Origin of the sequence: Pseudomonas koreensis (genome assembly GCF_036668835.1) — a bacterium.
In the GTDB taxonomy this organism is placed as follows: Bacteria; Pseudomonadota; Gammaproteobacteria; order Pseudomonadales; family Pseudomonadaceae; genus Aquipseudomonas; species Aquipseudomonas koreensis_I.
Genome location: NZ_JAZEVW010000003.1, coordinates 355,851 through 369,594, shown reverse-complemented (window position 1 = coordinate 369,594; position 13,744 = coordinate 355,851). Strand labels below are relative to the sequence as shown.

Sequence of the window (13,744 nt, the reverse complement as noted above, 5' to 3'; positions counted from 1 at the left end):
GAAACTCTCTCCCGAATTGGTGGACTTGCCCCAGGAAAACAAACCCGACTCAAGTCTAAGCGCAGTGCCTGGCTTTGTAACGCATCGTCGGCCTTGCCTGCCCGACTGACGCCAGCTAACCGCATCCAGACGAAACTCCCCGCTCCGTCTGCCGCACTGCATTCGTCACAGCGACTGCATCAGTGCATGGGTCGAGGGTGACTAAGCAGAAACCTTGCCATATCGCCGAAACCCCGTGATTTCAGTCGCTTGGCTGCTACCGTCGGCAGTCTTGCGCAAACCGCCGCGCGGATACGCACAACAACGGTGCGCGGCCGTCCGTCTGCTTGCGCGAAAAGCGTGCATGCCTGACCACGGAATTGACTATAGACACTGCGTGATACACTGCCGGCCATTGTTTCCAGGAATCCACCATGCTCGCGCCCAAAGACTTCCTCGACGCCCTGAGCGGCACCGCCTCCCGCCTGTTCAGCGGCGACACCCCGCTGCCGAAAGCCGAAATCGAAAGCCAGTTCAAGATGCTGCTGCAAAGCGCCTTCAGCAAACTCGACCTGGTCAGCCGTGAAGAATTTGATAGCCAGATGGTCGTGTTGGCGCGCACGCGTGCACGGCTTGAGAGCCTTGAAGCGAAGGTTGCCGAGATGGAAGCGAAGCTGACGCCGCCTGCGGAATAAGACCGCAATCCACTGTGGGAACTAGCCTGCTAGCGATTGAAAGTCGGCACGACTTTCAGCTTGAGGTGCAGGAATTCCCGCAGGCTGCGATGTTTTGATCCGCAGCCCTGCAACAATCCCCGCCGGTAGAAGATCTAGAGTGAAAAATAGAAAAGGCGCCCCATAGGACGCCTTTTTTGTGTTCGGAGGAGTAGTCGCAGCGATTCTTTAGCTCCCAGCCTTAGGGCGTTGGGTTCAGAATCCGACAGGCTAGCCCGTCGTCACTACTTCAAAGAAACCAGCTTCCTCTGCTGCCAAAAATGCGGGGGAGCTTTTACTGGTGCCCAGTCCCGACGAATGCGCAGTTGCAGTCCTCGAGCGGGAGGATGTTTCAGTACCGCTCAGGAGTCAAAGCTCATTTACGATCGAGAGCAGCGCAAAACACTCATCCATGCCGACATAAAGTATTGCTTCTCCGCCCTCTCACACCCTTAACTGGCCATCTCCAACGTCCTTCACTAACGCAAGCACAGTCCTACGAGGACCGTCCCCTACGTCTGATTACGTAAGCAGCAATGCCTTCGATATCGTCTGCATATTGATCCCGACAGAACAAGACGATGCGAAGAAAAGGCAAAGGTACCGAGCTTCGAAATCAGACACTCAAATCTGAATCGCGCAAACTCGCACATCAAACAATGTCCATGAACCCAGAAGCCCTGGCAGCTGGAGTTGATGCTCTATCACTCAGGATCGATCCGATAACTCCAGTAGCAATCAACGCATTCCACCAGTGGACCGGCCCCGTTGGCTATCCTTGGGACGCTGTTTTGGAGTGGAAGACCAAAGATGCAAAAGGGCTGGACTTGGCGTTCTGGTACGAAGAAGACCTGTGCGGACTGTGCTACGCAACGCCGCGAAGAAGCACGATCTGCATGAAAATCGTCCTTTTACAGGGACACACATGCAAGACGAATACCTTGCGGGGCTGGATCGCTCCAATGGCATTGCTGACAACAGAGTTCTACGCCCGGAAGCTGGGGTGCACGCAAATCGAAGTACAAGAGCCAGACTCAGGCGCCATCCCTTACTATCAAACGCTGGGATTTTATTTTGATACAACCGGCCGCCTTGTCTTTCCATTGGACGACCAATAAGATCGAATCAAGCATCCCGGCACGTGAGGTGTTTATGAAGCAGAAGAAGCAGAAAACCCAATCGGCACGGGTTTCCAAACCGGGTCCCGAGGCACTCGGTTTGCCGGACAGAGTTTCAGCCAGTCAGCGTCACTTTTTGAAAGTGGCCGCGACCTATGGTAAGGAAATGGAGCCCGATGGTTGGCTCGCCGGTGGCGGAACATGAGTACCGCAAAAATGACCGCCCTGACAGGCGGTTTTTTTATGCCTGAGAATTAGTGCTTCAGCAACATCCAGTGAAAGTTCGCCTTTAAAACTGTCCGACCAATGCCCTTTACCCAGACTACCCTTCAAAAACCCGCAGGAAGCGGCTCCCCGATTCAGCTCAAGGAACGACCATGTCCCTCTCCATTGTCCACAGTCGCGCCCAGATTGGCGTGGAAGCCCCCGCTGTTACCGTCGAAGTCCATTTGGCCAACGGTCTGCCGTCGCTGACCATGGTCGGGCTGCCCGAGGCGGCGGTGAAGGAGAGCAAGGATCGGGTGCGCAGTGCGATCATCAATTCCGGGCTGCAGTTTCCGGCGCGGCGGATCACTTTGAATCTGGCCCCGGCAGATCTGCCCAAGGATGGCGGGCGGTTTGATCTGGCGATTGCCTTGGGGATTCTCTCGGCGAGTGTGCAGGTGCCTTGCCTGACGCTGGACGAGGTGGAGTGTCTGGGCGAACTGGCGTTGTCCGGCGCGGTACGGCCCGTGCGTGGCGTCCTGCCGGCAGCGCTGGCGGCGCGCAAGGCCGGGCGCGCGTTAGTGGTGCCGCGAGCGAATGCGGAAGAAGCATGTCTGGCCTCGGGACTTAAGGTGTTTGCAGTCGATCATTTGCTGGAGGCTGTGGCGCATTTCAACGGGCATACGCCGGTTGAGCCGTATGTATCTGACGGCTTGATGCACGCCAGCAAGCCCTATCCCGACTTGAATGAAGTGCAGGGCCAAATGGCGGCCAAACGTGCGTTGCTGATTGCTGCGGCGGGTGCGCATAACCTGCTGTTCAGCGGGCCTCCGGGTACCGGTAAAACATTGTTGGCAAGTCGTCTGCCAGGGCTTTTGCCGCCGCTGGCAGAGAGTGAAGCCCTGGAGGTCGCGGCGATCCAGTCAGTCGCCAGCGGTGCGCCGCTGACCCATTGGCCGCAGCGCCCCTTTCGCCAGCCGCACCATTCGGCATCCGGGCCGGCACTGGTCGGTGGCAGCTCGAAACCGCAACCCGGAGAGATCACTCTCGCTCATCATGGCGTTCTGTTTCTCGACGAACTGCCGGAGTTCGATCGCAAGGTGCTCGAGGTGTTGCGCGAGCCGTTGGAGTCCGGGCACATCGTGATTGCCCGAGCCAAGGATCGCGTGCGGTTTCCTGCGCGGTTTCAGTTGGTGGCGGCGATGAATCCCTGCCCCTGTGGATATCTTGGCGAACCGAGCGGCAAGTGCTCGTGCACACCGGACATGGTCCAGCGCTATCGCAACAAACTGTCGGGCCCGCTGCTCGACCGCATCGATTTGCACCTGACCGTGGCGCGCGAAGCGACGGCTCTGAACCCGCAGGTCAAGCCGGGCGAAGACAGTGCCAGCGCTGCCGCGTTGGTTGCCGAGGCCCGTGAACGACAGCAAAAAAGGCAGGGCTGCGCCAATGCCTTCCTCGATTTGCCGGGACTGAAGCGGCACTGCAAGTTATCCACAGCCGATGAAACCTGGCTGGAAGCCGCCTGCGAACGCCTGACCTTGTCGCTACGCTCGGCGCATCGCCTGCTCAAGGTCGCCCGTACGCTGGCAGACCTCGAACAAGCCGACGCCATCAACCGTGAGCACTTGGCCGAGGCGCTGCAATATCGGCCGGCGACGCCTTAATGCGCGGTCAGATCAACCAGCGGCGTCTGCCGAACTTCGGTTTCACGCCCGGCCTGAATCTCGGTCACACGCTTCAGGGCGTTATCCACAGCGTCCTTGTCCGCGAGCAGGCTGTAACTGATCTGGAACTGCTGGCTGGCTTTCGGCGCAATGGTCGGCACCAGTTTCAGCGGACGCTGATAGCGGCGGTTGTAGGAAAAACTTGTCCCCGGTTCCAGGCCGGTGACATAGCCCTGCCCTTGGGTATCGGTATTTTTCCACAGGGAAAAGACCGGCAGTTGCGAGGTGTTGAAACCGACCGAGACGCCAAGACTACCGGCCTTGTTATGCAGCACGGTCAGCGTTTGCCCCTTGGCATCGGCATAGGGCACGACGTTGTAGACGGTTTCGTCGTAGTCCTTGGTCGGCCCGCGATAGGTCTGCCAGTCGGGCAGATCGCCCTTGGCCTTGTCGTTGAACGGCGATACCTGTTTGACCGGCGCAGCAAAACGCGCGCCCTGCTCAAGGAACGGCGTACTGAAGTTGCTGTGGTACAGCGCCTGGTATTCCTTCGGATAATCCCCGTTGTTGGTCAGCGTATCGTTAAGTGCAAAGCGCACGCTGCCTGGCTCGGTGACCAGTTCTGTGACCACCGAGAAGTCGACTTTCTTGAAGGCTTGCTCTTTCAGCTCACCGCGCAGACTGATGGCATAAGGCGGTTTTTCGTCAATGTGCAGCGTGACGGTACTAGCCGGAATGTTGGCAGCGCGTCCGTGCAACGTCAGCAGTTCGCCATTGTCCATGCCCGGATGGCCGACCCATTCATAACCACAGCGGGTCACCAGCTCGTTGAAACCTTCCAGCCAGCCGAGGCCACCGCGTCCGTTGAGTTCGATGAAGGCCGGATTGACCACCTCCTTGACCGGCGATTCCCAGCCCATGCGCACGTCGCCGACGGATGCCTGCAAGACGTTCATGCCTCGGGTCGGCACTACGGAGAGTTTCATTGTGCCGTTATTGATATCGACGATGCTCACGCCTTCCTGCCGGCCGCCGTGCAAGGTGCGCAGGCTGACGGAAAAGGGTTTATCGGTTTTCACGCCCAATTGCGCGCTGGTGATGGTCCAGTTTTGCGCGGGTTTGTTGGCATCGAGAAGGACGTAATCCCAGGCCATAGCGTGGGAAGCAGCAGAGAGTGCGCCGAGTGCGACGGCGAGTTTGAGCGGGGTCATGGCAGCAGCCTTTATTGGAGTTGTGCCATTTTTATAGCGCTGCGGAAACGATTCAGCAAGTACATTGAATCGGCAGATCGTATGTTCTGCCAAAGATCTGCAGTGATGCTCTCGCGAGCAGGCTCGCTCCCACAGGGGGCCGGGGCTTCATAACTTTTGTGATTCGCACCGGACACTGTGGGAGCGAGCCTGCTCGCGATAGCTATTTCAAAGACGCATCAACGAAAGCGATCAACCTCGGAACGCAGATCAGCCGCCAGCTTCTCCAGCTCTTTGGCGGTTACCGCAAGGTTGGAAACCACTTCGCGTTGTTCGCTGTTAGCCAGCGCAATGCTCTGCAAGTTACTGCTCAGCAACGTCGCGGTGCTGCTCTGCTCCTGCGTCGCGGTAGTGATTGCGGCAAACTGCTGGCCCGCCGAACGGCTCTGCTCATCGATCCGCGCCAGCGCCGAGGCGACATTGGCGTTGCGCGACAGGCCCTCCTGCATCAGCACGTTGCCCTGCTCCATGGTGCTGATCGCGTTGCCGGTTTCCTGCTGGATGCTGTGGATCATGCTGGAAATTTCATCGGTGGCCTGACGGGTACGCGAGGCCAGGCTGCGCACTTCATCGGCGACCACGGCAAAACCGCGACCTTGCTCACCGGCACGCGCCGCTTCGATCGCAGCGTTGAGTGCCAACAGGTTGGTCTGCTCGGCGATCGAGGTAATGACACCGACGATGCCGCCGATTTCCTGGGAACGCTGACCGAGGGTGTTGATTACGGTGGCGGTGCTGTTGAGGGCGCCGGCGATTTGCTCCAGCGAGGACGAGGCTTCTTCCATCGAGCTGCGGCCGATCTGCGTTTGCTGGGCGTTTTCCTGGGCCAGACGCTGGGTGGCGCTCATGTTGTCGGCGATGTCCAGCGAGGTCGCGCTGAACTCTTCCACCGCGCCGGCCATGCTGGTGATTTCGCCGGATTGCTGCTCCATGCCGTCATAGGCACCGCCGGACAAACCGGACAACGCCTGCGCCCGGCTGTTGACCTCTTCCGAGGAGCGACGGATGTGCTCGACCATGGTCGACAAGGCCTGGCTCATCTGGTTGAACGCACGCGACAACTGACCAATCTCATCGTTGCTCGACACGTTCAGACGTACGCTCAGATCACCCGCGCCCAAGGCTTCGGCCTGACGCACCAGGTCACTCAACGGCGCCAGTTTGCTGCGCAGCAGCCAGACTACCGAACCGACCGCCAGCAACATCGCCAGCAGACTGCCAATCGCCAGTTGCGTACCGACGCTCCAGGTCACCGCGCGAATCTCGGCTTTCGGCATGCTCGCCACCACCGACCATGGGCCACCCTCGAACGGCACGGCAATGCTGTAGAAATCTTCGCCCTGGTCGCTCCAGAACTCGCCTTTACCCGGAGTTTTCACCAGTGCGTTGATGGCTGGCACGGCCTGGTCGAGCGACTGGACGCCGGCGATCGGCACCAGCCATTTATTCTGCTCGTCGAGCAGGGCCAGCGAGCCGGTCTGGCCAATGCGGAAGCGCTTGAGGTTGGCGAATTGGGCGTTCTGCGCATCGGTGTAATCGAAGCCGACATACAGCACCGCAATGATCTTGCCGCTGCCGTCACGCACTGGCGTGTACTGCGACATGTAATAGCGCTCGAACAACAGCGAGCGGCCGACATAACTCTGCCCCGCCATCAACTTCGCGTAAGCCGGGTTGGCGTGGTCGAGCACGGTACCGATGGCGCGCGTGCCGTCCTGCTTGCTGACGTTGGTGCTGACGCGAATGAAGTCTTCGCCGCTGCGCACGAACACCGTGGCCACACCGGCGGTCATCTGCTTGAACTCGTCGACTTCCTTGAAGTTGTTGTTCAGCACTTCGTTGCCCAGATGCAGGCCCGGGGTCTGCACGCCGGCCACGGTCACGGGCTGATCAGGGTGCACGCTCAGGCCGCTGCCGAAGCGCTTTTCGAACAGGCCGCTCAGGCGCAGGGTGCTTTCGCGCAACGTGCCGTGGAACGTGCTCAGTTGGTCGGCCAGCAGCCGTGCCTCACTGGCCAGATGCTCTTCACGGGTGGCGAGGTTGGCAGAATCCAGCGAACGCAGGGCGAACACCGTACTGCCGCTGATGACAATCGCCAGTATCACGGCGAGGGCGAGGCCCAGCTGCGAGGCGATCCGAGCACGAGGTTGAGACATGAACAGCTCCTGGCCGAGCCACCGAATCCTCCTTGATCGCGGTAATGCCCGGAAAAATATTCTGATAATGGGGGTGCGGCCTGAAACCGGCACGACGGTTCCACTTGCTCATAGTCGGCGGTGAATCCGAATACTTGAGCGCGCAACGTGGGTATGGCGTAAGGCCTGCATTGTGGCCGCTCCAACGTTTCAGCTCAAGCGCGCCACCGCTGGCAGTTCCATGGCGCGGACTTCGCCTTGCAGGAAATCGCTGAGGCGGCGCAACCGTTCACCTCCCGGACGGGTTTTCGGCCACACCAGGTAATAATTCAGGCCGCTGGCGACCGCCGTCGGCCACGGCAGGCTCAGGCGTCCCTGGGCGACATCTTCAGCCACCATCAACAGATCGCCCATCGACACGCCGTAGCCGCGCGCCGCAGCAATCATTCCCAGTTCGAGGGTATCGAACACTTGCCCGCCCTTGAGTGACACCTGATCCGACAACCCCATGCATTCCAGCCAACTGCGCCAGTCGCGACGGTCCGGGGTCGGATGAAGCAATTCGGTGCTGGCCAGCCGCGTCACGTCCCACGGCTGGTCGTTGAGCAGATTGGGCGCGCCGACCGGGATCAGCTCCTCGGCAAACAACAGGCTGGCCTCCCAGTCCGGCGGAAAATGGCCATCGCTCAACAGCACCGCGCAATCGAACGGCTCGTCATTGAAATCCACCGAATCAATGTCCATCCACGCGCTGGTCAATTGCACTTCGTTGCCCGGCTGCAGATGACGAAAGCGACTCAGGCGCGCCAGCAGCCAGCGCATGGTCAGGGTCGACGGTGCCTTCATGCGCAGAATGTCGTCCTCGGCGCGCAAGGTATTGCAGGCGCGCTCCAGCGCGGTGAATCCCTCGCGGATGCCCGGCAACAACAGCCGCGCGGCTTCGGTCAATTGCAGATTGCGCCCGCTGCGCTGAAACAACCGGCAGGCGAAATGCTCTTCGAGGGTGCGGATATGTCGGCTCACCGCGCTCTGGGTAATCGACAACTCTTCAGCAGCGCGGGTGAACGAACTATGCCGCGCCGCCGCTTCGAATGCGCGCAGGGCATACAACGGTGGGAGGCGACGGGACATGCAGATAGCTCCGGTGGCGGGATGTGGCCAACTTAGCAGAATCGGTCCTGGATGAGTTTTAATCATGCCACCCATCCTTTTTATCCCTTTGTGCAATCACGCTCACACGCCGAAAATCGACGCTCTCCTGTTTCCCTCTGAATCGAGTGGTGATGACATGCAGCATCCTGTGCGTAGCGAACTCTGGGCCATTTTGCGGCTGGCCGGGCCGCTGATCGCTTCGCAGTTGGCGCACATGCTGATGGTGCTGACTGACACATTGATGATGGCGCGCCTCAGCCCCGAAGCCTTGGCGGGTGGCGGTCTGGGTGCGGCGAGCTACTCGTTCGTGTCGATTTTCTGCATCGGCGTGATCGCCGCTGTCGGCACGCTGGTGGCGATCCGTCAGGGTGCCGGCGACATCATCGGCGCGGCGCGCCTGACTCAGGCGGGTTTATGGCTGGCGTGGCTGATGGCGCTGGTCGCCGGCCTGTTGCTGTGGAACCTCAAACCGGTGTTGTTGCTGTTCGGCCAAACCGAAACCAACGTCAATGCCGCCGGGCAATTTCTGATCGCCCTGCCCTTCGCCCTGCCGGGTTATCTGAGCTTTATGGCGTTGCGCGGCTTCACCAGTGCGATTGGTCGAGCGACGCCGGTGATGGTCATCAGCCTCGCCGGCACCGTGGCCAACTTCCTGCTCAATTACGCCTTGATCACCGGCATGTTCGGCCTGCCGCAGCTCGGGCTGACCGGTATTGGCCTGGTCACGGCAATCGTTGCCAACTGCATGGCGCTGGCGCTGGCCTGGCATATCCGCCGGCATCCGGCGTACGACGCGTACCCGTTGCGTGCCGGGCTGGCGCGGCCCAACCGGCAATATCTGAAGGAGTTGTGGCGCCTCGGCCTGCCAATCGGTGGCACCTATGCGGTGGAAGTCGGTTTGTTTGCCTTCGCCGCGCTGTGCATGGGCACCATGGGCAGTACGCAAATGGGCGCACACCAGATCGCGTTGCAGATCGTTTCGGTGGCGTTCATGGTGCCGGCCGGCATGTCCTATGCGATCACCATGCGCGTCGGCCAGCATTACGGCGCCGGGCAACTGATTGATGCGCGCACGTCCGGCCGCGTCGGCATCGCCTTCGGTGCGGTGGTGATGCTGGGTTTTGCCTTGGTGTTCTGGCTATTGCCGAACGAACTGGTCGGGTTGTTCCTTGACCATGACGACCCGGCGTTTGCCGAGGTGATCCGCCTCGCGGTAAGCCTGCTGGCCGTGGCGGCCTGGTTCGAGCTGTTCGATGGCACGCAGACAATCGCGATGGGCTGTATCCGTGGGCTCAAGGATGCCAAGACTACGTTTCTGGTCGGGCTCGGTTGCTACTGGCTGATCGGCGCACCGGCGGCGTGGTGGATGGCGTTTCACCTGAACTGGGGGCCGACGGGTGTCTGGTGGGGGCTGGCGCTCGGGTTGGCGTGCGCGGCGGTGAGCCTGACGCTGGCGTTTGAGTGGAAGATGCAGCGGATGATTCGGCGCGAGCCTGAGCGTTCAAGCCCGTACACCGTCGCCCGAGCTGACTGACAGGCGTTAGCTCACGATTTCGAGGGCTGGCTGCTGATTCGATCCAGACACCAGGTACTCCACCAGCTCCGCCAGCGGCAACGGCCGGCTGATCAGGTAACCCTGCACTTGATCGCAACCAAACCCGCGCAGCAATTGCAGTTGCTCGGTGGTTTCCACGCCTTCGGCCACCACCTCCAGATGCAGGTTGTGCGCAAGATTGATCATCGCGTGCACCAGTTTGCGGTTCTCTTCACGCTGCTCCATGCCGCCGACAAAGCTTTTGTCGATCTTCAGCAAGGTGATCGGCAGGCTGTTGAGGTGCACGAATGAGGAGAACCCGGTACCGAAGTCATCCAGCGAAAAGCGCACGCCGAGGCGGCCGAGGGCGTCCATGGTCTGCTTGACAAGATCGCTGCGGCGCATCACCGCGGTTTCGGTCAGTTCGAATTCCAGCCATTGCGCCTCGACCCCGCGTTCGAGAATCAGTCGGCTCAGGGTCGGCAACAACTGGCTGTCCTGAAACTGGCGGAACGACAAGTTGATTGCCATGTGCAGCGCCGGCAGGCCTTGCTCGCGCAGCGCCTGCATGTCGCGCAGGGCACGGGAAATCACCCAGTAGCCCAGCGGCACGATCAAACCGCTCTGCTCGGCCAGCGGCACGAACTCGCTGGGCGGTAACAAGCCGCGTTCGCCATGCCGCCAGCGCACCAGGGCCTCGAGGCCGACGATCTGGCCATCTTCAAGATTCAGTCGCGGCTGGTAATGCAATTCCAGCTCATCGCGCCGCAGTGCCCGGCGCAGCTCGCTTTCCAGATCGGCCATGCTTCGCGCGTTGCGGTTGATCCGCTCGTTGAAGATATGAAAGGTGCAGCCTTGGGTGCTTTTGGCTTGCTGCATGGCGATGTGCGCATGCCACATCAGCGGGTCGGCGCCGGCCTGCGCGCGGGCGTGGGCGATGCCGAGGCTGGAGCCGATCAACAGGCTCTCGCCATCGACCCAATACGGTTCGGCCAGCGCTTCGGTAATGCGCTCGGCCATCCACTCGGCACGCTCGGGCGCGCGGCGGGTGTCGATCAGCAAGGCGAATTCGTCGCTGCCCAGGCGCGCCAGTTGATCACCGGCCTCAAGCTGACTCTTCAGCCGCGCGACCACTTGCAGGATCAGCCGGTCGCCGGCCTGATGGCCAAGGGCGTCGTTGGCGTGGCGAAAGTTGTCGAGGTCGAGATGCCCGAGGGCCAGACCACGGCCGTCGTTTTCCGCCAGACGCGCCGTCAGCAGGGTCTGGAAACCCTGGCGGTTGGCAATGCCGGTCAGCGGATCCTGTTCGGCCAGGCGCTGCAAAGTGTTTTCGAGTACCCCGCGCTCGCGCACATGGCGCAGGCAACGGCGCAACATGCCGGCGTCGAGCGCGTCGAACGCCAGCCAGTCACTGACCCCGTCCGGCGCGGTGGCCGGTTCGTGATCGAGCAGCAATACCGTCGGCAGGCTGCAACGGCCCGGTGCCGGTTGCAACGCAGGAATGGTCAACAACACCGCATGGCGGTTGTCTTCGAACAGGCTGCTGACCGACTCCCAGCTCGGCGCGCTGATCAGCACCGCCGCGCTCCCCATGGGCGCCAGACACTCGCGCAATAACGCTGTCCACGCTGGCTCTTCGGCCAGTAACAGCAAACGCAAGGGCTCGACAGGCGTAGACAAGCTGACTCCCTAGACTCTGCAATGATGTGGGCTGGGCATTATGCCGTTGTGCGTGACATTGACCAATGAACATGACCACCAAAGCCGGACAAAACGTTAACTTTGGTCACAAACGAGAACATTAGCCGCAAAATCACCGCGCATCCTGCGTGAAAGTAACAAAACCGGCAAATCCGCATCGCGTGGTACGTCACAAGTCGGACAGAGCAGCACAATTCGCTGAGCCTGTTAAAATGCCGGCCCATTTCGTCAACGACTCCCGAATTTTCGTATGTCCCGACTCAATCCCCGGCAGCAAGAAGCCGTGAACTACGTCGGCGGCCCTCTATTGGTGCTCGCCGGTGCTGGCTCCGGCAAGACCAGCGTGATCACGCGCAAAATCGCGCACCTGATCCAGAACTGCGGCATCCGCGCCCAGTACATCGTCGCCATGACCTTCACCAACAAGGCCGCGCGCGAGATGAAAGAGCGGGTCGGCACCCTGCTGCGTGCCGGCGAAGGCCGCGGCCTGACGGTCTGCACCTTCCACAACCTGGGCCTGAACATCATCCGCAAGGAACACGCGCGGCTGGGCTACAAGCCCGGTTTCTCGATTTTTGACGAGACCGACGTCAAAGCCCTGATGACCGACATCATGCAGAAGGAATATGCAGGCGACGATGGCGTCGACGAGATCAAGAACATGATCGGCGCCTGGAAAAACGACCTGATCCTGCCGGCCCAGGCGCTGGAAAACGCGCGCAATCCCAAGGAGCAGACCGCCGCCATCGTCTACACCCACTACCAGCGCACGCTCAAGGCGTTCAACGCGGTGGACTTCGACGACCTGATCCTGCTGCCGGTGAAACTCTTCGAGGAACATGCCGACATTCTCGAAAAGTGGCAGAACAAGGTGCGTTACCTGCTGGTCGACGAATATCAGGACACCAACGCCAGCCAGTACTTGCTGGTGAAGATGCTGATCGGCAAGCGCAACCAATTCACCGTAGTGGGCGACGACGACCAGTCGATCTACGCCTGGCGCGGTGCACGCCCGGAAAACCTGATGCTGCTCAAGGACGATTATCCGTCGCTGAAAGTGGTGATGCTCGAGCAGAACTACCGCTCGACGAGTCGAATCCTGCGCTGCGCCAACGTGCTGATCTCAAACAACCCGCACGAATTCGAGAAGCAGCTGTGGAGCGAGATGGGCCACGGTGACGAAATCCGCGTGATCCGCTGCCGCAACGAGGACGCCGAAGCCGAGCGCGTGGCCATGGAAATCCTCAGCCTGCACTTGCGCACCGACCGCCCGTACAGCGATTTTGCGATTCTCTATCGCGGCAACTACCAGGCCAAGCTGATCGAATTGAAGCTGCAGCACCATCAGGTGCCGTACCGCCTCAGCGGCGGCAACAGCTTCTTCGGCCGTCAGGAAGTGAAGGACCTGATGGCCTACTTCCGCCTGATCGTCAACCCGGATGATGACAACGCCTTTCTGCGAGTGATCAACGTGCCGCGCCGCGAAATCGGCTCGACCACCCTGGAAAAACTCGGCAACTACGCCACCGAGCGCAAGATCTCGATGTACGCCGCCACCGACGAAATCGGCCTTGGCGAGCATCTGGACAGCCGCTTCACCGATCGCCTGTCGCGCTTCAAGCGCTTCATGGACAAGGTCCGCGAACAATGCGCCGGTGAAGACCCGATCTCGGCGCTGCGCAGCATGGTCATGGACATCGACTACGAGAACTGGCTGCGCACCAACAGCTCCAGCGACAAGGCAGCCGACTACCGCATGAGCAACGTCTGGTTCTTGATCGAGGCGTTGAAAAACACCCTCGAAAAAGACGAAGAAGGCGAAATGACCATCGAGGACGCCATCGGCAAATTGGTGCTGCGCGACATGCTCGAACGCCAGCAGGAAGAAGAGGACGGCGCCGAAGGCGTGCAGATGATGACCTTGCACGCCTCCAAGGGTCTGGAATTCCCCTACGTGTTCATCATGGGCATGGAAGAGGAAATCCTCCCGCACCGCTCCAGCATCGAAGCCGACACCATCGAAGAAGAACGCCGCCTGGCCTATGTGGGTATCACCCGCGCCCGTCAGACGCTGGCGTTTACTTTCGCCGCCAAGCGCAAGCAGTACGGCGAGATCATCGACTGTGCGCCGAGCCGCTTTCTCGATGAACTGCCGCCGGACGACCTCGCCTGGGAAGGCAACGACGACACCCCGACCGAAGTCAAAGCCGTGCGCGGCAATAACGCTTTGGCCGACATACGCGCGATGTTAAAGCGCTAGAATTGACCACTTTTTACTAGACCTTCGGCGC

10 protein-coding genes are annotated in these 13,744 nt (G+C 60.5%); 6 read left to right on the top strand and 4 right to left on the bottom strand.

Annotated features, from left to right (window positions below):
- The first annotated feature begins 413 nt into the window (after positions 1–413).
- From V6F91_RS10860 to V6F91_RS10845, 4 genes are all read left to right on the top strand, one after another.
- Positions 414–674 (top strand): accessory factor UbiK family protein, encoded by a 261-nt coding sequence (locus V6F91_RS10860; protein WP_007920416.1) that lies wholly within the window; start codon positions 414–416, stop codon positions 672–674.
- 683 nt (positions 675–1,357) lie between these two features.
- Complete coding sequence (locus tag V6F91_RS10855; RefSeq protein WP_332764224.1) at positions 1,358–1,810, top strand: N-acetyltransferase; 453 nt, start codon at positions 1,358–1,360, stop codon at positions 1,808–1,810.
- 34 nt (positions 1,811–1,844) lie between these two features.
- Positions 1,845–2,015 (top strand): hypothetical protein, encoded by a 171-nt coding sequence (locus tag V6F91_RS10850; RefSeq protein ID WP_332764222.1) that lies wholly within the window; start codon positions 1,845–1,847, stop codon positions 2,013–2,015.
- Positions 2,016–2,187: 172 nt separating this feature from the next.
- Positions 2,188–3,681 (top strand): YifB family Mg chelatase-like AAA ATPase, encoded by a 1,494-nt coding sequence (locus tag V6F91_RS10845; RefSeq protein WP_332764220.1) that lies wholly within the window; start codon positions 2,188–2,190, stop codon positions 3,679–3,681.
- Here V6F91_RS10845 and V6F91_RS10840 read toward each other — a convergent pair.
- The 3 genes from V6F91_RS10840 to V6F91_RS10830 form a co-directional block, all read right to left on the bottom strand.
- A complete protein-coding gene (locus V6F91_RS10840; protein ID WP_332764218.1) occupies positions 3,678–4,892 on the bottom strand; it encodes an aldose 1-epimerase family protein in 1,215 nt (404 codons plus the stop codon). The genes V6F91_RS10845 and V6F91_RS10840 overlap by 4 nt on opposite strands.
- 218 nt (positions 4,893–5,110) lie before the next feature.
- Positions 5,111–7,087, bottom strand: coding sequence for a methyl-accepting chemotaxis protein (locus V6F91_RS10835; RefSeq protein ID WP_332764216.1), 1,977 nt, complete (start codon positions 7,085–7,087; stop codon positions 5,111–5,113).
- A gap of 189 nt (positions 7,088–7,276) precedes the next feature.
- Positions 7,277–8,197, bottom strand: a complete 921-nt coding sequence (locus V6F91_RS10830; protein ID WP_332764214.1) for a LysR substrate-binding domain-containing protein — start codon at positions 8,195–8,197, stop codon at positions 7,277–7,279.
- A 157-nt stretch (positions 8,198–8,354) separates the two neighbouring features.
- Between V6F91_RS10830 and V6F91_RS10825 the strand changes: the two genes are divergently transcribed.
- Complete coding sequence (locus tag V6F91_RS10825) at positions 8,355–9,752, top strand: NorM family multidrug efflux MATE transporter (protein ID WP_332764212.1); 1,398 nt, start codon at positions 8,355–8,357, stop codon at positions 9,750–9,752.
- 6 nt (positions 9,753–9,758) lie between these two features.
- Here the strand turns inward: V6F91_RS10825 and V6F91_RS10820 are convergent, their stop codons facing one another.
- Positions 9,759–11,432 carry a bifunctional diguanylate cyclase/phosphodiesterase gene (locus tag V6F91_RS10820; RefSeq protein WP_332764210.1) on the bottom strand — a complete coding sequence of 558 codons (1,674 nt, stop codon included), beginning with the start codon at positions 11,430–11,432 and terminating at the stop codon, positions 9,759–9,761.
- A 271-nt stretch (positions 11,433–11,703) separates the two neighbouring features.
- On the opposite strand from V6F91_RS10820, the gene rep reads away from it, so the two are divergent.
- Positions 11,704–13,713, top strand: coding sequence for a DNA helicase Rep (gene rep / locus V6F91_RS10815; protein ID WP_332764208.1), 2,010 nt, complete (start codon positions 11,704–11,706; stop codon positions 13,711–13,713).
- Positions 13,714–13,744: the final 31 nt, after the last annotated feature.

Coding starts and splice junctions, on each gene's coding strand:
- V6F91_RS10840 (WP_332764218.1), bottom strand. CDS start 4,892: ATGACCCCGCTCAAACTCGCCGTCGCACTCGGCGCACTCTCTGCTGCT.
- V6F91_RS10845 (WP_332764220.1), top strand. CDS start 2,188: ATGTCCCTCTCCATTGTCCACAGTCGCGCCCAGATTGGCGTGGAAGCC.
- V6F91_RS10835 (WP_332764216.1), bottom strand. CDS start 7,087: ATGTCTCAACCTCGTGCTCGGATCGCCTCGCAGCTGGGCCTCGCCCTC.
- V6F91_RS10825 (WP_332764212.1), top strand. CDS start 8,355: ATGCAGCATCCTGTGCGTAGCGAACTCTGGGCCATTTTGCGGCTGGCC.
- V6F91_RS10830 (WP_332764214.1), bottom strand. CDS start 8,197: ATGTCCCGTCGCCTCCCACCGTTGTATGCCCTGCGCGCATTCGAAGCG.
- V6F91_RS10860 (WP_007920416.1), top strand. CDS start 414: ATGCTCGCGCCCAAAGACTTCCTCGACGCCCTGAGCGGCACCGCCTCC.
- V6F91_RS10850 (WP_332764222.1), top strand. CDS start 1,845: ATGAAGCAGAAGAAGCAGAAAACCCAATCGGCACGGGTTTCCAAACCG.
- V6F91_RS10855 (WP_332764224.1), top strand. CDS start 1,358: ATGAACCCAGAAGCCCTGGCAGCTGGAGTTGATGCTCTATCACTCAGG.
- rep (WP_332764208.1), top strand. CDS start 11,704: ATGTCCCGACTCAATCCCCGGCAGCAAGAAGCCGTGAACTACGTCGGC.